Source organism: Streptomyces sp. NPDC057694 (assembly GCF_042799415.1).
Taxonomy (GTDB): Bacteria; Actinomycetota; Actinomycetes; order Streptomycetales; family Streptomycetaceae; genus Streptomyces.
Genome location: NZ_JBHVIX010000004.1, coordinates 56,644 through 78,919, shown reverse-complemented (window position 1 = coordinate 78,919; position 22,276 = coordinate 56,644). Strand labels below are relative to the sequence as shown.

Sequence of the window (22,276 nt, the reverse complement as noted above, 5' to 3'; positions counted from 1 at the left end):
CCGAGGACCCACCATGCCGCACTACCGCAGCGTCGGCGACGTACCCCCCAAGCGCCACACCCAGCACCGCGACGCGGACGGCCGGCTGCGCTACGAGGAGCTGATGGGAGAGGAGGGCTTCTCCGCCGACTCCTCCCTCCTCTACCACCGCGAGATCCCCTCCGCGATCACGGACGCCCGCGCCTGGGACCTCACCGGGCAGGACACCGTCGCCAACCACCCCCTCAAGCCCCGGCACCTCAAACTCCACACGCTGACGGACGGGACGGACTGGCGCACCGCCGACGCCGTCACCGGCCGCCGCCTGCTGCTCGGCAACGCCGACGTGCGGATCTCCTACGCGGTGACCGGCACGCCCTCCCCGTACTACCGCAACGGCATCGGCGACGAGTGCGTGTACGTCGAGAGCGGCACCGCACGCGTGGAGACCGTCTTCGGCGTCCTCGACGCCCGCGCCGGCGACTACGTGATCCTGCCGCGCGCCACCACCCACCGCTGGGTGCCCACCGGCGACGAGCCGCTGCGCCTCTACTGCGTCGAGGCCAACTCGCACATCGCGCCCGCCCGCCGCTACCTCTCCCGCTACGGCCAGCTCCTCGAACACGCGCCGTTCTGCGAACGCGATCTGCACGGCCCCGACGGGCCGTTGCTCGCCGAGGGCGACGACGAGGACATCGATGTACTGGTCAAGCACCGCGGATCACGCGGAGAGATCGTCGGCACCGTGTTCACCCAGGCCACGCACCCCTTCGACGTCGTCGGCTGGGACGGCTGCCTGTACCCGTACACGTTCAGCATCCACGACTTCGAGCCGATCACCGGCCGCGTCCACCAGCCGCCGCCCGCCCACCAGGTCTTCGAGGGCGACAACTTCGTCATCTGCAACTTCGTGCCCCGCAAGGTCGACTACCACCCCCTCGCCATCCCGGTGCCGTACTACCACTCCAACGTCGACAGCGACGAGGTGATGTTCTACTGCGGCGGCGACTACGAGGCCCGCAAGGGCTCCGGCATCGGCCAGGGCTCCGTCTCGCTGCACCCCGGCGGCCACGCCCACGGCCCGCAGCCCGGCGCCTACGAACGCAGCATCGGCGCCGAGTCCTTCGACGAACTCGCCGTCATGGTCGACACGTTCCGCCCCCTCGAACTCGGCGAGGGCGCCCGCGCCGCCGACGACCCCGGCTACGCCTGGACCTGGGCCGGACGGGGGCCCGCCGCGTGACCGGGCTCCTCGACCGGCTCGTCGACGACGCCGGACTCTTCCCGCCGACGGCGCTCGCACCGGCCGACGCGGTCCGCCGCCACCGCGCGGACCTGGCCGCCGGACACCCCCTGCACAGTCACCGACTCCTCGTCCCGGCGGGCCGGTTGGACGAGATCCGGGACCACCTCGACGCGCAGGACCGCTTCGCGCTCGGCCTGATCGCCGACGGCGGCCCGACGGACGACCCGGGCGCCCGGCTCGCGCGGGCCGTCGCCACGATCGCCGCCGACCCCCGGCTCACCCTCGCCCTCGTGGAGGCCCCGGTGACGGTCTTCGGCGCGGATCCAGCCGACGCCGTGCCCGCCGTCCTCGACGCGCTCCGCGACAACTGTGTCCCCGATGTATCCGTCTTCCTCGAACCCGCCAAGCCCGCAGGCGTCGACGCGCTCCTCGCCGCCCTGCCCCGCCCACCGGCCCGTACGGCCGGGGTGAAGCTGCGCTGCGGCGGCGTCCGCGCCGACCTGTTCCCGAGCACCGCCGACGTCGCCCGCTTCCTCGTCGCCTGCGCCGACGCCCGCGTCCCCTTCAAGGCCACCGCCGGACTCCACCGCGCGGTCCGCCACCACGACCCGGCCACCGGCTTCACCCACCACGGCTACCTCAACCTGCTGCTCGCCACCGCGACCGCCCGCACCACCGGCGACGCGGCCGCCGTCCGCGCGGACCTGGAGATCACCGACCCGGACCGACTGGCCGCCGCTGTAAGGGAGTTGGAGGACGTGACCGGCGTGCGCGAGCTGTTCGTCTCCTACGGCTCCTGCTCCACCGCCACCCCGGTGACCGAGGCCACCGCCCTTCTCGACCCCGCCGTCCCCGACCCCGCCCGAAAGGACCCGACCCGATGACCCCCGACAGCTGGGTACCGATACCCGACGGCTCGCCGTTCCCCCTGCACAACCTGCCGTACGGGGTGTTCGCACCCGCCGACGGAGTCCGCCGGGTCGGTGTCGCCGTCGGCGACCACGTCCTCGACCTCGCCCAGGCCCTCGGCGACGACACCTTCGCCCGGCCCGCGCTCAACGCGTTCCTCGCCCAGGGCCGGGCCCGCTGGCAGCGGGTGCGCGCCGACATCGTCGCCCTGCTCACCGACCCCGCCCGCCGCGTCGACGCCGAACCCGCACTGCACCGCCGCGCCGACGTCGACCTGTTCCTGCCCTTCGAGGCCGCCGACTACGTCGACTTCTACGCCTCCGAGCACCACGCCGCCAACATCGGCCGGATGCTGCGCCCCGGGCAGGAACCGCTCACCCCGCAGTGGAAGCACCTCCCGATCGGCTACCACGGACGCGCCGGCACCCTCGTCGTCTCCGGCACCGACATCACCCGCCCGCACGGCCAGACCCGGCCGCCCGGCACGGAGGCGCCCGTCGTCGGACCCAGCCGCAAGCTCGACATCGAGGCCGAGGTCGGCTTCGTCGTCGGCACCGGCACCCCGCTCGGCACCTCCGTGTCCGTCGACGACTTCGCCGACCACGTCTTCGGCGTCTGCCTCGTCAACGACTGGAGCGCCCGCGACCTCCAGGCCTGGGAGTACGTGCCGCTCGGCCCCTTCCTCGCCAAGTCCTTCGCGACCTCCGTCTCCCCCTGGATCGTCCCGCTCGACGCCCTGCGCGCCGCCCGCGTCGCGCCGCCCACCCGCACCGCGCCCCTCCAGGAGTACCTGCGCGACGGCGAGGACTGGGGCCTCGACCTGGCCCTCGAAGTCCGGCTCAACGGACACCTCGTCGCCCGGCCGCCGTTCACCGCCATGTACTGGACCCCGGCCCAGATGCTCGCCCACCTCACCGTCAACGGCGCGTCCCTGCGCCCCGGCGACTTCTACGCCTCCGGCACCGTCAGCGGACCCGACCCCGGCCAGCGCGGCTCCCTGATGGAGCTGAGCTGGAACGGACAGGAACCCCTCACCCTCCCCGACGGCACCACCCGCACCTTCCTGGAGGACGGCGACGAGGTGACCATCACCGCCACCGCGCCGGGACCCGGCGGCAGCCGCATCGGGTTCGGCGAGGTCACCGGGCGGATCACGGGCGGTGAGCTCCGGTGAACAAGGTGACCGACGCGGCGACCGCCGTCGCCGACATCGCCGACGGGGCGACCCTCGCCGTCGGCGGCTTCGGCCTCTGCGGCATCCCGACGGCGCTGATCCGCGCCCTGCACCAGGGCTCTGCCACCGGTCTGGCCGTCGTCTCCAACAACTGCGGGACCGACGGCCACGGCCTCGGCGTGCTGCTCGCCGACCACCGGATCAGCCGGGTCACCGCCTCCTACGTCGGCGAGAACAAGGAGTTCGCCCGCCAGTACCTCGCGGGCGAGCTGGAGGTCGAGCTGATCCCGCAGGGCACCCTCGCCGAACGGCTGCGCGCGGGCGGCTGCGGCATCCCCGCCTTCTACACCCCGGCCGGTGTCGGCACCCAGATCGCCGACGGCGGACTGCCCTGGCGCTACGCCCCCGACGGCAGCGTCGCCGTCGCCTCACCGCCCAAGGAGCGTCGCGACTTCGGCGACCGCTCCTACATCCTGGAGCCCGCCGTCACCACCGACTTCGCCCTCGTGCGGGCCGCGCGCGGAGACACTCACGGCAACCTCGTCTTCCACCGCTCGGCCCGCAACTTCAACCCGCTCGCCGCGATGGCGGGCGCCGTGACGGTCGCCGAGGTCGAGGAACTCGTCGAACCCGGAACCCTCGACCCCGACGAGATCCACCTCCCCGGCGTCTTCGTCCAGCGGGTCGTCCCGCTGACCCCCGCCGAGGCCGCCGACAAGTCCATCGAGAAGGCGACGGTGCGCTGCTGATGCCCTGGAACCGAGACGCGATGGCCGCACGGGCCGCCGCCGAACTGACCGACGGCAGTTACGTCAACCTCGGCATCGGCCTGCCGACCCTCGTCCCCAACCACCTCCCGCCCGGCGTCGACGTCGTCCTGCACTCCGAGAACGGCATCCTCGGCGTCGGCCCCTACCCCTACGAGCACGAGGTCGACCCGGACCTGATCAACGCGGGCAAGGAGACCGTCACCCTCGCGCCGGGCGCCTCCTTCTTCGACTCCGCGCTCTCCTTCGGGATGATCCGCGGCGGCCACATCGACACCGCGATCCTCGGCGCCCTCCAGGTCTCCCGACGCGGCGACCTGGCCAACTGGTCCGTCCCCGGCAAGATGATCAAGGGCATGGGCGGCGCCATGGACCTGGTGCACGGCGCCCGCCGCGTCGTCGTCCTGATGGAACACACCGCCCGCGACGGCAGCCCGAAGATCGTCCGCGACTGCACACTGCCGCTCACCGGACAGGCGTGCGTGCACCGGCTCATCACCGACCTCGGCGTCTTCGACATCACCCCCGACGGGATCGCCGTCGCCGAACTGGCACCCGACGTCACCCTCGACGAGGTGCGCGCGGCCACGGGGGCCGAACTGGTGGTGGGGGAGCGGGTGCCGGCGGCGCGGACCCGCTGATGCACAATCGGCGGATGGCCGTCTCCGTACCCGACCTCGTGGCCCAGCCCGACCTCCGGCTCACCGCGCTGACCAGCCACTGCGACGACACGGAGCGGCGGATCCGCTGGGTCTCCACGACGGAGCTGCCCGACCCGCTGCCGTTCCTGCGCGGCGGCGAGCTGGTGATGACCACCGGTCTCCTCGACCGGGCCGAAGCCGACTGGGTCAGCCTGCTCGGCAGGCTCGCGGAGCTGCCCGTCGCCGCGCTGTGCGTCGGCACCGGGCTCGTGCACCAGACGGTTCCGCCGGTCGTCGTCGAGACCGCCGAGCGGGTCGGGCTGGCACTCCTGCGGTCGCCGGTCGAGGTGCCGTTCGCGCAGATCAGCCACTGGGTGGCGGAGCAGACGTTCGCCGAGCAGTACGACGCCGTGCGCGCCGCCTCCGCGCTGCAGGACGAGCTGATGCGGGAACTGCTCTCCGGACACGGGCTGCGCGGGCTGCTCCGCCGGCTCTACCGGCAGCTCGGCGCCGGCCCGGTGGCCGTGCTGGAGCCGGGCGGCAGGATCCTGGCGCGCCACCCGGCATCCTCCGCATGGCCGGGCGCGGAACCGGCCGCCGAGAACCCCGGCGCGTCCGTGCCGATCGAGGTCGACGGACGCCCGGTCGCCCTGCTCTGCACCCGCCGGGCCACCCCGCGCGGCGACCTGCTGTCGTTCGCGACGAGCATCCTCGGCCTGGAGGTGGCCCGCCACCAGGCCGTGCTGACCGGCCGCCGGGAACTCCTCGGGCAGCTCCTCGAAGACGTCCTGCACCGCACGATCCCGGACGCCGACGCCCGCCGCCGGCTCGCCGCGCACGACCTGGCCGTCGACGGGACGAACGCGGTCGTGGTCGCCCGCGTCGGCGGCGACCCCGCCCGGCTGCGCAGCCTGCCCTGGACCCTGGGGCCGCTCCTCGAACGCGAGGGCGACCGGCTGCCCACCGCGCTCATCGACGACACGGTGACGGTCGTCGTACCGGACGGCGTCGACGCCGAGGCCGCCGCCCGCACCGTCGCCGGCCATCTGACCCTCATCGACCCGCAGGTCCGCGTCGGGGTCGGATCACCCCGGCGCGGGGTGACCGGGCTGCGGCTCGGCTACTTCGAGGCCCGCCAGGCCGCCCAGACCGGGCCCGGCGTGCACCGGGCCGCACCGCTCAGCCTCGCCGGCCTGCTGATGGGCAACCTCGACCTGCCGCTGCGCGAACTGGGCACCGGCGTACTCGCCCCGCTCCTGCGGCACGACGAGGCCCAGCACGCCGACCTCGTCACCACCCTGCGGACCTACCTCGCCCACGACTGCGCCTCCGCCGCCACCGCCGCGGCGCTCACACTGCACCGCAACAGCCTGCGCTACCGGCTCCAGCTGATCGAACAGCTCACCGGCCGCGACCTGGACCGGCTGACCGACCGTCTCGAACTGTGGCTGGCCCTGACGGCCCTCGACGCGGACCCGGCAGGAAACTGATCCCTCTCACTGGCCTCTCTCACTGACCCCGCGTTCAGCGCGTGCGCAGCAGCTTGCGCGACACCACGATCCGCTGGATCTGGTTCGTGCCCTCGTAGATCTGGGTGATCTTCGCGTCGCGCATCATCCGCTCGGCCGGGAAGTCCTTGGTGTAGCCGTAGCCGCCGAGCAGCTGCACCGCGTCCGTGGTGACCGACATCGCGGTGTCGGAGGCCAGACACTTGGCGGCCGCGCCGAAGTACGTCAGGTCATCGGCGTTCACGCTGCTGCGCGCGGCGGCCGCGTACACCATCTGCCGGGCCGACTCCACCTTCATCGCCATGTCGGCGAGCATGAACTGCACCCCCTGGAAGTCCGCGAGGGCCTGCCCGAACTGGCGTCGCTCACGCACATAGCCGGTCGCCAGATCGAGGGCGCCCTGCGCGATGCCCAGCGCCTGCGCGCCGACCGAGACCCGGGTGTGGTCCAGCGTGCCCAGCGCCAGGCGCAGCCCCTTGCCGCGCTCGCCGAGCAGCCGGTCGCCGGGGATCCGGCAGCCGTCGAAGTACACCTCGCGGGTCACCGAGCCCTTCAGGCCCATCTTCCGCTCCGGCTCGCCGTACGAGATCCCGGCGTCGTCCGCGTGCACGACGAACGCCGAGATACCGCGCGAGCCCGCCTCCGGGTCGGTGACCGCGAACACGATCAGGTACTTGGCGACGCCCGCCGAGGTGATCCACGTCTTCACCCCGTCCAGCACCCAGCCGTCCCCGTCGGCGGCGGCCCGGCAGCGCATCGCGCCGACGTCACTGCCCGCCTCCCGCTCACTGATCGCATAGGCCATCAGCGCCTCGCCCGAGGCGACCTCCGGCAGATAGCGGCCGCGCTGCTCCGGCGTACCGGCCAGCAACAGCGGTGTCACGCCCAGCTTGTTGGACGTCTGGATCGTCGACGAGGACGCGCAGGCCCGCGCCACCTCCTCCACCGCGACGGCCGCGGCGATCGCGTCCATCCCGTCGCCCCCGAACTCCTCCGGGACACCGGGCGCGTGCAGGCCCGCGGCGACGAGCCGCCGGTAGTTGTCGTGCGGGAACTCGGCGCGCTCATCGGTCTCCGCCGCCCTGGGCGCCAGCTCCTTCTCGGCGAAGGTGCGGGCCGCGGTGCGGAACTCGTCGTACATCGGGGGCAGCAGGAACGGCGTCATGCCGGGCTCCTTCATGGATCGGGGAGTAAGGGGCGCGTCCATTGCCGCCCACCGCGCCGCCCCGCGCCAAGGTGCACGCGCACGACGATCGGCGCGTCCTTCGTGCACGTGCACATCGACTCCCCGGACGACGCCCGCATACGTTCCCGGTGCCGCGGGTCGTCACCGCCGCGGCCCCACGAACGGAAAGGCGCAACGCGATGACTGTCTTCCAGGGCCTGCGGGTGCTCGACCTCAGCCGGGTGCTGGCCGGCCCGTACTGCACCTCCCTGCTGGCCGACCTCGGCGCCGACGTCGTCAAGGTCGAACCGCCGGCCGGCGACGACGCCCGCCACCTCGGCCCCTTCCGCGACGGCGAGAGCGTCTACTTCGCCCAGCTCAACCGGGGCAAGCGCAGCATCGTGCTCGACCTGAAGAACCCCGACGACCACGCGCTGCTGCTGCGCCTCGCCGCGCAGGCCGACGTCCTCGTCGAGAACTACCGCCCCGGCGTCGCCGAACGCCTCGGCATCGACCATGCCGCGCTCGCCGCCGTCAACCCGCGCCTGGTCTACGCGAGCATCTCCGGCTTCGGGCAGAGCGGGCCGATGCGGTCGTATCCCGCGTACGACCTGATCGTGCAGGCCATGTCCGGGCTCATGGCCGGCACCGGCACCCCCGATGGGCCGCCGACCAGGGTGGGCGAGTCCGTCGGCGACCTGATCGCCGGGCTGTTCGCCTCCTGGGCCGTCGGCGCCGCCCTCTACGACCGGGAGCGCACCGGCCAGGGCCGGCACGTCGACGTCGCCATGCTCGACTCGCTCGTCTCGTTGCAGGTGACGGCGATGAGCCTGCTCACCGCGACCGGCAGCCTGCCCGGCCGGGTCGGCAACCGGCATCCCGTCTCCACCCCGTTCGACACCTACCGCACCGCCGACGGCCTGCTCGCCGTCGCCGTCGCCGGAGAAGGCGTGTTCGCCCGGTTCGCCCGGCTCGTGGGCCGCCCCGACCTGCCCGCGGACCCCCGCTTCCACGACGACACCGCCCGTACCCGCAACAGGGACGAGGTGCGCCGGATCACCGAGGAATGGTCGGGCGGACTGACCACCGAGGAGGCGCTGAAGCTCGCCCAGGCGGAAGGCGTACCGGCCGCCCCGATCCAGGACCTCGCCCAGGCGATCGACAGCGAGCAGATCCAACAGCGCGGCCTGATCGGCGAGTTCGACCATCCCGTGCTCGGCCGCACCCCCTACCTCCGCCAGCCCGCGCACTTCGGCGCCCTCGGCCAGGGGGCGGTCCCGGACGCGACGGCTCCGGCCCCGACGGCCCCGAGCCCGGCCCTCGGCGCACACACCGACCAGGTCGTGGGGGATTGGCTGGGCACGAACGGTGCCTGAACGCCGTTGACTGGGAAAGAAAAGCCGTGGAACGGTGAAAGCGCGTTCCCTCCTGCCTGCCCCAGGCCCGCGCGATCACGGGCCGAGAAGAAAACTGGAAGCGGTTCACTGTGACGCTCGGAAACTCTCATTCCCCTCAGGCCGTCGACGCCAGCCTCACCCCGGCACGGATCGAGGTGTTCGAGAAGGAGTTCGCCTCCCGGCCGGCGAACCGGCTGATGCAGAACGCCGTGACCCAGACGCCCGTGGACGACATCGCCCTCGACCGGCGGATCGTGACCGCCGCCGACCACTCGGTCTCCCACCACCTGGACGACTGGAAGGTCACCAACCAGAAGAAGAGCGGCCGCTGTTGGATGTTCGCCGGGCTCAACCTGCTGCGGGTCGGCGCCGCCCGGAAACTCGGTGTGAAGGACTTCGAGTTCTCCCAGAACTACGTGCTGTGGTGGGACAAGTTCGAGCGGGCGAACTACTTCCTGGAGTCCATGATCGAGACGTCCGGCGCCGACGTCGACGACCGGACGGTGGCACATCTGCTCGGCGACCCCATCAGCGACGGCGGCCAGTGGAACATGTTCGTGGCGCTGGTCGCCAAGCACGGACTCGTACCGAAGACGGCCATGCCGGAGACGGAGAGCTCCTCGGCCACCGGGCCGATGAACCGGGCCCTGAAGGGCCTGCTGCGCCGGGGCGCCCGTGACCTGCGCCGACTGGCCGCCGACGGGGCGGAGGCGCAGCGCGAGCACAAGGCCGAGGTGCTCGCCGCAGTGCACCGCGTGCTCAGCGTCCACCTCGGCACGCCCCCGCAGCGGTTCCTGTGGCAGTGGCGGGACAAGGACCAGGAGTTCCACCGGGAGGGCTGGATGACCCCGGCCGAGTTCGCCGCCGAGTACGTCCAGATACCCCTCGACGAGTACGTGTGCCTCGTCCACGACCCGCGCGAGTCGAGCCCGGCCGGCCGGACCTTCACCGTCGAGCACCTCGGCAACATCGTCGAGGCCCCGCCCGTGGTCTATCTGAACGTGGAGATGGACCTGCTCAAGCGGCTCACCATGGACGCCGTCGTCGGCGGCGAGCCCGTCTGGTTCGGCTGCGACGTCGGCCGGATGATGCGCGCCGACATCGGCCTCTGGGACGCCGACCTGTACGACTACGAGGCCGTCTACGACGCGTCGTTCGCGATGGACAAGGCCGAGCGGCTGCTCCACCACGAGACGCAGATGACGCACGCCATGCTGTTCACGGGCGTCGACGTCGTCGACGGCGCGCCGCGCCGCTGGCGCGTCGAGAACAGCTGGGGCGGCGAGAAGGCCGACAGCGGCTTCTGGACGATGAACGACTCGTGGTTCGGCGAGCACGTCTTCGAGGTCGCGGTGCGCCGCTCCGCGCTGCCGCCGGAGCTGGCCGAGGCCCTCGCCGGCCCGCCGATCGTCCTTCCGGCCTGGGACCCCATGGGCGCCCTCGCGCAGTGACGTCCGCCGTCCGCCGGGCAGCCCGTCGCTGCCCGGCGGACGGCGAACCGCTCAGAAGGGGTACGTGGCCGGGGCCGGCCGGGCCGTGATCCAGCGGGTCTCCGTGAACGCCTCGATGTTGGCGGCGCCACCGAACCGCGCACCGGTGCCGGACGCGGCGACACCGCCGAAGGGCGCCACCGCCTCGTCGTTCACCGTCTGGTCGTTGATGTGCACCAGGCCCGTCGGGATCCGCTCGGCGAGGTCGAGGCCGCGCATCACGTCCCGCGTGAGGATGCCGAGCGAGAGCCCGTACGGGGACGCCGTGGCCAGCGCGACGGCCTCGTCCACGTCGGAGTAGACCCGCACCGGGGCCACCGGACCGAAGACCTCCTCCGCGTACGCGGGCGAGGCGTCGGTGACACCGGTGAGCACCGTCGGCCGGTAGAACAGGTCCTCGTAGGACCCGCCGGCCACCAGGCGCGCGCCGCCGTCGACGCTGGCCGTGACCAGCGCGTGGATCTTGTCGCGCTGCCCGGCGTCGATGACCGGCCCGAGCGCCACCTGCTCCTTGGCCGGGTCGCCGACCGGCAGATGGGCGGCCTTCTCCGCCAGCCGCTCGACGTATTCGTCGGCTACGTCGGCGTGCACGAGGTGGCGCCCCGTGGTCATGCAGACCTGGCCCTGGTGGAAGAAGGAGCCCCAGGCGGCCGTCGACGCGGCGCGCTCCAGATCGGCGTCGGGAAGCACGATCAGCGCGGAATTGCCGCCGAGTTCGAGGTGCGCCCGCTTCAGGTGCCGGGCCGCCGCCGCGCCCACCGCGCGGCCCGCGGCGGTCGACCCGGTGAACGAGATCACCCGCACCTGCGGCGCCTCCACGAGCGCGGAACCCGTGTCGGCGCCGCCCGGCAGCATGTGCAGCACGTCCTCGGGCAGCCCGGCCTCCTCGAAGACCCGCATGATCGCGACACCCCCGGACACGGCCGTACGCAGATCGGGCTTGAGCAGGACGGCGTTGCCGAGGGCCAGGGCGGGAGCGACGGACCGGATACCGAGCACCAGCGGCACGTTGAACGGGGCGATCACTCCGACCACACCCGCGGGCACCCGGCGCGCGAAGCTCAGCCGCGGCTCGGCCGACGGCAGCACCTCACCGAGCGGCCGGGACGCCAGCGCCGCCGCCTCGTAGCACTCCTGCGCGGCGGTCGTCGTCTCGAAGGCGGCCTTGCCGGGGATCGAACCGGCCTCGCGGACCAGCCAGCCCTGTATCTCCTCGGCGTGCTCGGTGAACAGGTCACCGGCCCGGCGCAGCACGGCGGCGCGCTCGGTGTACGGGGTGCGGGCCCAGGCCTGTTGGGCACGCGCCGCCCGCTCGGCGGCGACCGCGACGTCCTCGGCGCCTGCCACCCCGATCGTGTCGAGCACCTCGCCGGTGGCGGGCTCGACGACATCGGCCGTGCCGCCCGTCGGGGTGGACCAGCCGCCGATGGCGGCCTTGCCGGACCAGAGTGCGGGGGCGAGCAGAGTCATGGGTGCCTCCAAGGGGGCCGATGACGGGTGCGGGGCCGCGTGGGGAGCGACAGGGCGGGGCCGCCGCCCTGCTCGCGAACGTAACGCATGTTCCTGTCGGGGCGGGATGGGGGCGCAGGGGCCGCTACAGCGGCCGGGCCACCTCGGCGCGCGGGGACAGCCGGTTCTGCAGGACCGCGAAGACGGTGCAGGTGACGGGCAGGGTCAGGGCCGCGGCGCACAGGATGCCGATGATGACGGGGGCGAGGATGCCGGCGTAGTACCCGGCGAAGAAGTTGCCCGTGGCGTCCTCGACCAGGCCGCGTACGGCAGGACGCAGCGGCAGGGCGACCTGCACCACGAGCCGCAGCACGGCGGCGGTGACGACGACCGCCGGTACCGCGAGCGCGAGCACCCGCACGCTCCCGGCGAGCGTCGTCGTCTGCGACCAGGAGCGGCGCAGCGCCGCACGCGCGCCGAGCCCGTCCGCCACGGCCGCCGGTGCGAGGGACAGCGCCAGCCGCAGGACGGCGGCCACCACCAGGGCCGCCACCGGGAGGTTCGACACGACGGCGTACCCCCACGAATCACGCTCAAGGGGAAGCGGGGTGTCGAGCTGGGAGCCGGTGAATCGGTACGCCACTTCGTAGGCGACCAGGGGCAACGTCCACACGACGATCCCGCGCAGCAGATAGACGGTCAGCATCGGCCGCAGCCGGGCAGCGGCCGCGGTGCGCAGCCGGGGTCGCTCCGGGCGCCCGTCCGCCCCCGCCGCGACGGCGCGTGAGCACACCCACTGCAAGGTGGCGCTGCCGGTCGCGAGCAGGAGCAGGAACAGCGGGAGCGTCCAGAGGGTGACGAGTACCAGGTCGCCGGGGTCGTGCAGATACGGATCCTCGTTGTAGTGGTAGAAGAGGACCCTGTTGCGCATGGTGGTGAACAGCTGCCAGGAGAGCGCGAAGATCGCGGCCGTCAGCAGCAGCCAGACCAGTCCGGACAGAGCGACGACCCGTACCGTCACGCCCGCCAGCGGTGCCCGGTTCCGGCGCAGGACGCCGCAAGCCGTGGCGACGACACCGCGTCGCGGGCCGTCGGCCGTCGGGGGCACGGGGCGGTCGTCCTGGGCGGTGCGCGACATCAAGCGTTCTACTCCTGCGTCCTGAGGGGCTGTTGTTACTGGTGAGGACGCCGGGGTGCGGAGCCGCGGTTCTGCCCGGCGGCCTTTGTCCGGACTCTTCCCTTGCGGGGCGGACGGCCCTTGCGGGGCGGACGGCTCAGAAGGGCTCGTCGGCGGCCAGCTCCACGACCCTGCGCTCCCCGGTCGCCTGGGCCGCCACGCCCGCCTCGCAGGCGGCGGCCGCCGCGTAGCCGTCCCAGGAGGAGGGGCCGACGACCCGGCCCGCCAGCGTGGCGTCCACCCAGGCCTGCACCTCGCGGTCGTAGGCGTCCCGGAACCGGCTGAGGTAGTCCTGGTCGATGGCGCCGCCCCAGCGGCCCGCCGTCTGGACGACCATCGCGTGGCCGTCGCCGATCCGCGCCGTGCCGTGCTCGCAGACCGCCTCGCACTGCACCTGGTCGCCGAAGCCCGCGTTGCGGTACAGCTCCACGTCGGCGATCACCCCGCCCGTCGTCTCCAGGATCACCAGCTGCGGATCGGGCACGCCGTTCATCGACGTGGGCAGGGGAGCGGGCTTCACGACCCGCACGGCGGCGATCTCGTGGCCGGTGAGCCAGCGGGTGATGTCCATCTCGTGCACCGCCGAGTCGGTGATCATCATCTTCTCGGTGAAGTGGCCGGGGGTGACCGTGTTGCGGTGCCGCTGGTGCAGCATCAGCGGCCGGCCGAGTCCGCCCGCGTCGAGCGCCGCCTTCAACTGCCGGTACTCCGCGTCGAACCGGCGCATGAAACCGACCTGGATCCGGCGGTGCCCGAGGCGCCGCTCCGCCTCGACGATCCGGTACGCGCTCGCCGCGTCCGGCGTCAGCGGCTTCTCGCACAGCACGGGAAGGTCGAGGGCGAGCGCCTGCGTCAGCGCCTCCTCGTGGGCGGGCCCGGAGGAGGCGATGAGTACCGCGTCCACGCCGGGCGCCGCCAGCGCGGCGGCCGACTCGGCGTGCGCGGTGCAGCCGTCGAGGTCCGCGGCGATCTTCCGCGCGCGCTCCACCTCCACGTCGGCGACGGCCACGACCCGCGCGCCGCTGATCGCCGTGTCGATCCGGCGGACGTGATCGGCACCCATCTTTCCGGTCCCGATGACGGCTACTCCCAGGGGCACGGTCTCGTCTCCTTCGGTCACGGCCCCGGACGGCTGCGGCCGGCGCCCTAGGGCGTGCGTGCCAGACCCCGCGAGGCAGGCAGGACTTTCGACACACGCCCTAGTGTCCCGCTGTTCCTACCGGAAGTCGGCGCGCGGGGCGAGAGCGCCGGCCGGGGCCGTCTCAGCCCGTGGCCTCGCGCGGGGTGCGGGCCGCGTCCCGGGACCTCAGCAGGGGCTTGACCACCTTGCCGCCCGCGTTGCGCGGCAGTTCGCCGAGGACGACGAGGTCCTTGGGCCGCTTGAAGGAGGCGAGCCGTCCGTCGAGGAACTCCGCCAGGTCGTGCGGCGACAGTTCGGCTCCCGGGGTGAGCGTGACGTAGGCGACCGGCACCTGGCCCCAGCGTGCGTCGGGCCGGCCGATGACCGCGACCTCACGGACGGCGGGGTGCGCGGCGACGGCGTTCTCCAGCTCGGCGCAGTAGATGTTCTCGCCGCCGCTGATGATCATGTCCTTCTTGCGGTCGACGACCCACACGAAACCCTCGTCGTCCTGGGTGACGAGGTCACCGGAGTGGAACCAGCCGCCGTCGAAGGCCTCCGCCGTCTCTTGCGGCTTGTTCCAGTAGCCCCGGGTCACGGAGGGACCGCGGTAGACGATCTCACCGATCTCGCCGGCCGGTACGTCGTTCATGTCGGCGTCGACGATGCGGTACTGGATGCTCGGGATCGGCCGGCCGACCGAGCCGAGCTTGCGCAGCGAGTCCTCCCCGCGCAGCACACAAGTGATCGGCGAGGTCTCGGTCTGGCCGAACACGGCCACGTTGAGCGCGCCGGGGAACTTCTCGGCCATCGCGCGCAGCGTCGCGTCGCTCGCGGGTGCGGCCCCCCAGCTGATGATCCGCAGCTTCAGGTCCCGTTTGTCGATGCCGGGCTGGGCGCAGAGCAGGTCCCACTGCTGCGGGACGTTGAACACGACCGTGGCGCCCTCGCGTTCGTAGGCGTCCAGCACCGCCTGCGGGTCGAAGGCGCCCAGCGGATGGATCACGACGGTGCTGCCCACCACGAAGTTCGCCACCATCGAGCCCAGGCCCGCGATGTGGAAGAAGGGGGCCGTCAGGAAGCCGATGTCGGAGTCGTCGAAGATCTCCATCGCGCGGATGCAGGTGAGCGCCTGCACCTGCATGTTGCGATGGGACAGCAGCACGCCCTTCGGGCGGCCGGTGGTGCCCGAGGTGTACATGATCAGCGCGGTCGCGTCCTCGCTGATGTCGGGCAGTTCCATCGGTTTGTGGGCCGCCAGGAACTCCTCGTACGCGAGCCGGCCCCGGGCCCTGCCGTCGTCCGGCAGGTCACCGATGACGACGACCGTGCCGATCGACGCGGCGTTCGGCGCGGCGTCGAGCAGCGGCAGCAGCCGGGCGTCGACGACGACCGCGGCGGGCGTGCAGTCCGCGAGGATGTCGTCGAGCTCCGGCGGCGCGAGCCGGAAGCTGAGCGGGACGGCCATGGCGCCGAGGCTGTTCGCCGCGAACACGCTCTCCACGAACCACGGATGGTTCAGCGTGAGCAGGACGACCCGGTCGCCCTCGGCGACTCCCCGGCCGGCGAGGGCGGCGGCCAGTCGCAGCGACCTCCCGGACAGTTCGGCCCAGGTCGTGGTCCGTCCGAGGTGGCGCAGCGCGGGCTTGTCGGGGCGCATCATCGCGTGGGTGGCCGCCTGGGACATCCAGTGGTGCCGGAAGGACCAGGCGGGAGCCGTGGCGGTCGGCATGGGCGACTCCTCGGGTGTCGTGGCGATCGGGTGGTCGCTGCCGCATTGTGCCTTTCAACGCGCCCCGCGGAGAAGGCGCGTGAAGCATTTTGTTAATGGGGAATCACATCGCGTCGGGCGTGGCCCGGCGTGTGATTGACTGAGCCGCATGGCCCCGTATCCGCATCCGTCCGGCCGGTCATGACCGTCGGGTCGACCTCGCCCACCCGGCCCCGCAACCGCCGACAGCTCATCGTCGAGGCGGCCGGGCGGCTCTTCAGCGAGCGCGGTTTCCACGCGGCGTCCATGGAGGAGATCGCCGCCCGCGTCGGCATCACCGCCGCCGCCCTGTACCGGCATTTCCCCAACAAGTACGCGTTGTTCGCGGAGTGCGCGCACACCATGGCGGACCGGCTCGTCGCCGCGCTCGACGAACTGCCGCCGGAGGCGGACCCGGCGGACGTGTTCACCGCCCTGGTCCGGGTCACCGTCGCGCACCGCGCCTCGGGCGGCGTGTACCGCTGGGAGGCCAGGTACCTCCACCGCGAGGACCGCCGGCTCCTGCGCGCGAAGTTCGGGCACGTCGTCGGCCGGGTGTCCGAGGCGGTGCGACGCGAACGCCCGCTGCCCGAGCAGCGGTTGAGGGCGGTCGCGGCGCTCGGCGCCATCGGGTCCCTCACCATGCACCACACCTCGATCGCCCAGCGCCGGGTCGAGGAACTGCTGGTGGGATGCGCCTTGCGCGTGGTCGGGACCGACCCGGCGGGAGGTGTGGGGAGCGGGGCGGGCGTCGAGCTGCCCGCCCTGCCGGTACCGCGTTCGCGGCGCGGGGAGATCCTCGCGGCGGCCGTCCCGCTGTTCGCCCGCGACGGGTTCGCCGCCGTCACCAACGGCCAGATCGCCCGGGCCGTCGGCCTCGCGCCGTCCGCGCTCTACCGCCACTACCCAGGCAAGGTCGACATCCTGGCCGCCGCGTGCCTGCAAGCGGCCGGCCTCCTCGCGCAGGCCGTGGACCGGAGCCTGCACGAGGTGACCGATCCGCGCGAGGCCGTCGGCGTGCTGGCGGCGACGTACGTGGCCTACAGCTTCGAGCACACCGCGCTCACCAGCGTCGCCGAGGCGGAGTTCGCCGGACTCCCGGCCGATCTCCAGCGCCCCCTCGTGCAGGCGCAGCGCGAGCACATCGCCGTGTGGGAACAGCAGTTGCGCCTGGCACGGCCTGAACTCGACCCGCGCCAGGCCCGTGTCCTTGTGCACGCCGGGTTCGGTGTGGTGGTCGAGGCGGGGCGCAGCCTGCGCTGGCGCGACGGCCCCGGCCCGCGCGCCACCGTGACCGCCCTCGTCGTGGGCGCACTGGGACTCTGAGCCGGGGCGTACGAATGCGGCGGGTCTCAGGACGGCCGGTTCCCCGTGGGGATCACGATGGGCGTCGTCGTGCCCGAGGCGCCGTTGTTCAGGAACGCCATGGCCAGGGCGCGCACGAACTGGTCGAACACGTAGAACGCGGCGGGCGCGACGGGTGACAACCCCTCGCGGAACAGGATGAAGGCAGGCCACACGGTGCGGATCAGCGCGGCCGAGGCGTAGTCCCGCTTCAGGCCGAGCCAGTCGCCGATCTCGTCGCTGAGGACGTAGCGCACGAACTCGTTGAGGAATCCGCGGGTGACGCCCAGATCGACCTGGGCGGTCAGCCCGAGCAGATCCTCGGCGAGTTCGATGCCCTCGGTCGTCGGCGAGAGGATCGGGGTGAGCACCTGGCCCGACTGCGCCTCCGCGTCGGCCCACGACTTGGGGATGTACTGGTCCTGCACGCCGAGCAGATGCAGCGCGACCTGCCAGCTGTGCAGGAAGGCCTCCTGGTCGGCGGCCGGGAACGGGACCTTCCAGTCGAGGAGCTTGCGGCGCACGTACGTGCCGAGGCTGTGGAAGGTGACCAGGATGTCGGCGTTGCTGATCGGGATCTTCTGGTCCGCGACCGCGCTCCAGTGCGGCGACTGCGGCAGCAGATGGCGCACCCCGGCGTGGACCAGCCGTGTCTTGTTCGCCGTCACGATGAACTGGCCCGTCGGCTCGAAGCCCTTGAGCTGCGCCAGGTCGTAGCCGAACGTGAACGTCTTGGCCGCGCGGTCCTTCATGTTCGCGCCGCCCGCCGACCAGTACACGCTTTTGGCCTCGCGCGGGATCACCGTGCTCATGATGCCGCTGCCCAGGCCGTACAGCACGAAGAGGTACGTGTCCTTGCGCCGGTTGAAGTCGGCGGCGCGGGCCAGCTTCGCGGGATCCGCCCAGGAGGGCAGTGTGTTGACCTTTTGCAGATAGGCGGTGAGGTCGGCGGGCAGCCCGCTGGGCAGCGGGTCGTCGTTGTTCACCCACGACGCCATCGCGCTGTTGACCGCCGGAACCCCGCCGTCGTCGATGAGCGACGCCAGCAGCCGGTCCACCTCGTCGTCCCACACGTACTCCGGGTCGGTACCCGTACCGCTGCCGGCGACCGAACCCGCCGGGGACCACGCCCAGGCGCCGGTGGTGCCCGTCGCGCTCACGAGGCCCAGCGCGGCCCCGAGCGACAGGACTCTTCTGCGGCTGAGATTGTCCATTTACTTGCTCGCTTTCCTGGTAGGGCGTGCGGCTCATCTCGCCTTGAAATGCTCGGAGTTGGCGCTGTCGGCCAGGCTCGGGAGCTTGTTCCAGGATGTGATTTTTGATTAACATAGCGAGGCGTGCCGAGGTCGACAAGGGCATCGACGCGAGGGAAATCAGGGGCCGTCGCCGGCCGGGACCACGACCGAGGAGCGCGCATGACCACGGAGCAGGACGAGATCCCGGCGCCCGACGGCCTCCCGCCCGACGGCCCGGCCCCCGTGAGCGCCCTGACGGGCGCCCGGCCGCCGTGGGTGACGGACGAGCTGATCGCACGGTGGTGCGGATGGGTGAGCCGGGACGCGGCGGAAAGCGGGAGCACGGAGCCGGTGACCGCGCTCGCGCCGTTCGACCTGAGCCCGGTCGCGGCCGTCCCCGCGTGCGCCCCGCACGACGTCGAGGCGGCCGTGGCCGGGGCCCGGGCCGCCCGGCCGCGCTGGGCCGAGTCGTCGCCCGGCCGCCGCGCCGAAATCGTCCTCGCCTTCCACGACCTGCTGCTGCGCCGCCAGGACCAGGTGCTCGACCTGATCCAGTGGGAGACCGGGAAAGCGCGCTACCACGCCTGGATGGAGGTGGCGCAGGTCGCCGCGATCGCCCGGCACTACGCCCGGCGCGCCCGGCACTACCTGGCCCCGCGCCGCGTGCGCGGCATGGTGCCGGGCCTGACGAAGGTCAGCGAGGTCCGCGTACCGAAAGGCGTCGTCGGCATCGTCTCCCCCTGGAACTACCCCCTCTATCTCGGCGTCGGCGACGTCCTGCCCGCCCTCCTCGCCGGGAACGCCGTGGTCTCCAAGGCCGACGAACAGACCCCGCTGACCCTGCTGTGGACCCGCGACCTCATGGCGGAGGCCGGACTGCCCGCCGGGCTGTGGCAGGTCGTCGCCGGACCCGGGGCCGAGGTGGGCACGGCGCTGACCGACGCCGTGGACTTCGTCTGCTTCACCGGCTCGACCGCCACCGGACGCACCGTCGCGGAGCGGGCCGCGCGCCGGCTGGTCGGGGCGTCGCTCGAACTCGGCGGCAAGAACCCGCTGATCGTCCGGGCGGACGCCGACCTCGCCGCCGCCGCGGCCGGCACGGTGACCGCGGCCTTCACCAACACCGGGCAGATGTGCATCCACGTCGAACGCGTCTATGTGCACGAGCAGGTCCACGACGCCTTCCGCACCGAACTCGTCCGGGCGACGCAGGCGTTGCGGCTCGGAGCGGCTTACGACTACGCGGCGGACATCGGCTCACTGACGTCGACGGCACGGCTCGCGGCGGTCGCGGCCCACGTCGACGAGGCGGTGGCGAAGGGGGCGAGCGTGCTGACGGGCGGCCGGGCCCGCCCCGACATCGGACCGCTCTTCTACGAACCGACCGTCCTCGAAGGCGTCACCCACGAGATGGCCGTGTGCGGACAGGAGACCTTCGGACCGGTGCTCTCTCTCTACGCCGTCGGCTCGGACAGCGAAGCCGTGGGCCTCGCCAACCAGGGGAACTACGGCCTGTCGGCGTCGATCTGGTCGAAGGACACCCGCGAGGCCGGCCGGATGGCGGCGCGGATCCGCGCCGGGTCGGTCAACATCAACGACGGCGCCGCCGCCGCGGCCGGCAGCATCGAGGCCGGCATGGGCGGCATGGGCGACAGCGGACTCGGCCGCCGCCACGGCGCCGAGGGAATCCGCAAGTACACCGAGACCCAGACCATCGCCACGCAGCGGCTCCTGCCGCTCGGACCGCCGAAACCCGGGCCGGACGCCGTGCGGACCTTCGTCCGCCGCACCAACGGCCAACTCGCCCTGCTGCGCCGGCTCCGTGTGCGCTGAGCGGCGCCGCCGCGCGCCCGTGCCCCCGCTGCCCGTACATGCCCCGTCCGGATCGGAGACCTGATGGCCAGCCCTGTGATCGGAGAGCGCTCGCTCTACGAGGAGGACCACGAACTCCTGAGGGAGACGGTCCGCGCGTTCGCCGACAAACACGCCGCGCCGCACGCCGAGCGATGGCGGGAGGCGGGCAGGGTCGACCGGGAACTCTTCGAAGAGGCGGCCCGGGCCGGGCTCCTCGGCTTCAACATCCCCGAGGAGTACGGCGGTGGCGGCATCACCGACTTCCGCTTCAACGCGGTGATCGGCGAGGAGTTCTCCCGCCACCCCGCATCGGACGGCCTCGCCGCGGTGGGGCTCTCCAACGACATCGTCGTGCCCTACTTCACCGATCTGACCGACGACGCACAGAAGGCCCGCTGGCTGCCCGGCATCGCGGCCGGACAGCTCGTCGTCGCGGTCGCGATGACCGAACCCGGCACCGGCAGCGACCTGGCGGGCATCGCCACCACCGCCGTCCGTGACGGTGACGACTACGTCGTCAACGGCAGCAAGGTCTTCATCTCCAACGGCCAGAACGCCGACCTGATCGTCACCGCCGTCCGCACCGGACCCGACCGCCACGGCGGCCTCAGCCTGCTCGTCGTCGAGGCGGACCGGCCCGGCTTCTCCCGTGGCCGCAACCTGAAGAAGGTCGGCCTGCACGCCCAGGACACCAGCGAACTGTTCTTCCAGGACGTGCGCGTCCCGGCGGCCCACCTGCTCGGCGCCGAGGGCTCCGGCTTCAAGAACCTGATGCGCAATCTGCCCCAGGAGCGGATCTCGATCGCCGCCAACGCCATGGCGTCCATCGAGGGCGCCCTGGAACGGACCGTCGCGTATGTGCGGGAGCGCACGGCGTTCGGCCGGAGCGTCGGCTCCTTCCAGAACACCCGCTTCGAACTGGCCGACATGGTCACCACCGCCCGCGTCGGCCGCACCTACATCGACGACCTGCTCGCCCGGCACTCCCGCGGCGCCCTGAGCGCCGTCGACGCCGCCGCCGCGAAGTTCTGGGCGACGGAAGCGTACGTCGACGTCGTCGGACGCTGCCTCCAACTGCACGGCGCCTACGGCTACATGCTCGAATACCCCATCGCCCACGACTACCTCGACTCGCGCATCACCACCATCTACGGCGGCACCACCGAGATCATGAAGGAGATCGTCGCGCGCGACCTGGGCCTGTAGACCGTGCGCCGCTCTCTCAGGCCGGCCGGCAGAGCGAACGCTGCCGGCCGAGCCCGGCGATCTCCATCTCCATCACGTCGCCGTCCCGGAGATAGGGGAACCGGCCCGACAGCGCCACACCTTCCGGCGTGCCGGTGTTGATGACGTCGCCCGGCTCCAGGACCAGGTACTGCGACAGGTGATGCACGATCTCGCCGACCGAGAAGATCATGTCGGCGGTCACCGAGTCCTGCCGCGCGTCGCCGTTGACCCACGACCGCAGCCGCAGCCCCTGCGGGTCGCCCGCCTCGTCCGCCGTCACCAGGACCGGGCCGAGCGGGTTGAACGTGGCGCAGCTCTTGCCCTTGGACCACTGGCCGCCCGACACCTCCAGCTGGAAGGCCCGCTCGGAGACGTCGTTGCTGACCGCGTACCCGGCGACGTGTGCCAGCGCCTCCTGCGGTGAGTCGAGATAGGCGGCACGGCGGCCGATGACGACGGCCAGCTCGACCTCCCAGTCGGTCTTCTCCCCGCCGCGCGGGATCAGCACGTCGTCGTACGGGCCGACGACCGTGTTCGGCGACTTGTAGAAGAGGATCGGCTGCTCGGGCGGGAGCGCGCCCGACTCGGCGGCATGGGCCGCGTAGTTCTGGCCGATGCACAGCACCGCCGACGGCCGGGCCACGGGCGGGCCCACACGCTGTCCGGTGATGTCGACCTCGGGCAGCTCCGCCGTCGGCGGCACGAGTCCGGGATTCTCGGCGAGCGCCGCGAGGAACGTGCCGTCGATGTCGGCCGTCACGGACGACAGGTCGTGGTGGCGGCCGTCGGGGGCGGCGAGAACGGGTCGTTCGCGGCCCGGCTCGCCGACACGCATGAGACGCAT

At 72.5% G+C, this 22,276-nt stretch carries 18 protein-coding genes; 11 read left to right on the top strand and 7 right to left on the bottom strand.

Translation table 11 applies throughout. The annotated features are described in order from the left end of the window. Positions 1 to 13 precede the first annotated feature (13 nt). The 6 genes from ACFVDP_RS12540 to ACFVDP_RS12515 are packed head-to-tail and all read left to right on the top strand — an operon-like array spanning position 14 to position 6,206. Positions 14 to 1,222 (top strand): homogentisate 1,2-dioxygenase, encoded by a 1,209-nt coding sequence (locus tag ACFVDP_RS12540; protein WP_383487558.1) that lies wholly within the window; start codon positions 14 to 16, stop codon positions 1,220 to 1,222. After that, the gene (locus ACFVDP_RS12535) at positions 1,219 to 2,109 is read left to right on the top strand and encodes a hypothetical protein (protein WP_383487555.1); all 891 of its coding nucleotides are present in this window, start codon (positions 1,219 to 1,221) and stop codon (positions 2,107 to 2,109) included. The genes ACFVDP_RS12540 and ACFVDP_RS12535 overlap by 4 nt, the downstream gene beginning before the upstream one ends. Beyond that, the gene (gene fahA, locus ACFVDP_RS12530) at positions 2,106 to 3,308 is read left to right on the top strand and encodes a fumarylacetoacetase (RefSeq protein ID WP_383487552.1); all 1,203 of its coding nucleotides are present in this window, start codon (positions 2,106 to 2,108) and stop codon (positions 3,306 to 3,308) included. The genes ACFVDP_RS12535 and fahA overlap by 4 nt, the downstream gene beginning before the upstream one ends. Next, positions 3,305 to 4,057, top strand: coding sequence for a CoA transferase subunit A (locus tag ACFVDP_RS12525; protein WP_383487549.1), 753 nt, complete (start codon positions 3,305 to 3,307; stop codon positions 4,055 to 4,057). The genes fahA and ACFVDP_RS12525 overlap by 4 nt, the downstream gene beginning before the upstream one ends. Beyond that, positions 4,057 to 4,716: a 3-oxoacid CoA-transferase subunit B gene (locus ACFVDP_RS12520; protein WP_383487546.1), complete on the top strand. Its 660-nt coding sequence runs from the start codon at positions 4,057 to 4,059 to the stop codon at positions 4,714 to 4,716. The genes ACFVDP_RS12525 and ACFVDP_RS12520 overlap by 1 nt, the downstream gene beginning before the upstream one ends. Positions 4,717 to 4,730: 14 nt before the next feature. After that, on the top strand, positions 4,731 to 6,206 hold the full coding sequence (locus ACFVDP_RS12515; protein ID WP_383487544.1) for a PucR family transcriptional regulator: 1,476 nt from the start codon (positions 4,731 to 4,733) through the stop codon (positions 6,204 to 6,206). A 34-nt stretch (positions 6,207 to 6,240) separates the two neighbouring features. Here ACFVDP_RS12515 and ACFVDP_RS12510 read toward each other — a convergent pair whose 3' ends face one another. Then, on the bottom strand, positions 6,241 to 7,389 hold the full coding sequence (locus tag ACFVDP_RS12510) for an acyl-CoA dehydrogenase family protein (RefSeq protein WP_383487542.1): 1,149 nt from the start codon (positions 7,387 to 7,389) through the stop codon (positions 6,241 to 6,243). 200 nt (positions 7,390 to 7,589) lie between these two features. On the opposite strand from ACFVDP_RS12510, the gene ACFVDP_RS12505 reads away from it, so the two are divergent. Next, positions 7,590 to 8,765 (top strand): CaiB/BaiF CoA transferase family protein, encoded by a 1,176-nt coding sequence (locus ACFVDP_RS12505; RefSeq protein WP_383487540.1) that lies wholly within the window; start codon positions 7,590 to 7,592, stop codon positions 8,763 to 8,765. Between the two features lie 110 nt (positions 8,766 to 8,875). Next, complete coding sequence (locus ACFVDP_RS12500; protein ID WP_383487537.1) at positions 8,876 to 10,237, top strand: aminopeptidase C; 1,362 nt, start codon at positions 8,876 to 8,878, stop codon at positions 10,235 to 10,237. Positions 10,238 to 10,288: 51 nt separating this feature from the next. On the opposite strand, the gene ACFVDP_RS12495 is transcribed toward ACFVDP_RS12500, so the two are convergent. The 4 genes from ACFVDP_RS12495 to ACFVDP_RS12480 form a co-directional block, all read right to left on the bottom strand. Further along, positions 10,289 to 11,746, bottom strand: a complete 1,458-nt coding sequence (locus ACFVDP_RS12495) for a benzaldehyde dehydrogenase (protein ID WP_383487535.1) — start codon at positions 11,744 to 11,746, stop codon at positions 10,289 to 10,291. Positions 11,747 to 11,870: 124 nt separating this feature from the next. Further along, a complete protein-coding gene (locus ACFVDP_RS12490; protein ID WP_383487532.1) occupies positions 11,871 to 12,863 on the bottom strand; it encodes a hypothetical protein in 993 nt (330 codons plus the stop codon). A gap of 136 nt (positions 12,864 to 12,999) precedes the next feature. Then, positions 13,000 to 14,001 carry a Gfo/Idh/MocA family protein gene (locus tag ACFVDP_RS12485; protein WP_383487529.1) on the bottom strand — a complete coding sequence of 334 codons (1,002 nt, stop codon included), beginning with the start codon at positions 13,999 to 14,001 and terminating at the stop codon, positions 13,000 to 13,002. Positions 14,002 to 14,164: 163 nt separating this feature from the next. Then, the gene (locus ACFVDP_RS12480; RefSeq protein ID WP_383487527.1) at positions 14,165 to 15,754 is read right to left on the bottom strand and encodes a long-chain-fatty-acid--CoA ligase; all 1,590 of its coding nucleotides are present in this window, start codon (positions 15,752 to 15,754) and stop codon (positions 14,165 to 14,167) included. A gap of 180 nt (positions 15,755 to 15,934) precedes the next feature. Between ACFVDP_RS12480 and ACFVDP_RS12475 the strand changes: the two genes are divergently transcribed. Beyond that, positions 15,935 to 17,098 (top strand): TetR/AcrR family transcriptional regulator, encoded by a 1,164-nt coding sequence (locus ACFVDP_RS12475; protein ID WP_383487524.1) that lies wholly within the window; start codon positions 15,935 to 15,937, stop codon positions 17,096 to 17,098. A 26-nt stretch (positions 17,099 to 17,124) separates the two neighbouring features. On the opposite strand, the gene ACFVDP_RS12470 is transcribed toward ACFVDP_RS12475, so the two are convergent. Further along, positions 17,125 to 18,330 carry an oxygenase MpaB family protein gene (locus tag ACFVDP_RS12470; protein WP_383487521.1) on the bottom strand — a complete coding sequence of 402 codons (1,206 nt, stop codon included), beginning with the start codon at positions 18,328 to 18,330 and terminating at the stop codon, positions 17,125 to 17,127. A gap of 201 nt (positions 18,331 to 18,531) precedes the next feature. On the opposite strand from ACFVDP_RS12470, the gene ACFVDP_RS12465 reads away from it, so the two are divergent. Both ACFVDP_RS12465 and ACFVDP_RS12460 read left to right on the top strand, forming a co-directional pair. Further along, entirely contained in the window at positions 18,532 to 20,184 is a 1,653-nt protein-coding gene (locus ACFVDP_RS12465; protein ID WP_383487518.1) for a succinic semialdehyde dehydrogenase, read from the top strand. A 63-nt stretch (positions 20,185 to 20,247) separates the two neighbouring features. Then, entirely contained in the window at positions 20,248 to 21,411 is a 1,164-nt protein-coding gene (locus ACFVDP_RS12460; RefSeq protein ID WP_383487515.1) for an acyl-CoA dehydrogenase family protein, read from the top strand. Between the two features lie 16 nt (positions 21,412 to 21,427). On the opposite strand, the gene ACFVDP_RS12455 is transcribed toward ACFVDP_RS12460, so the two are convergent. Further along, positions 21,428 to 22,276 carry a fumarylacetoacetate hydrolase family protein gene (locus ACFVDP_RS12455; protein WP_383487513.1) on the bottom strand — a complete coding sequence of 283 codons (849 nt, stop codon included), beginning with the start codon at positions 22,274 to 22,276 and terminating at the stop codon, positions 21,428 to 21,430.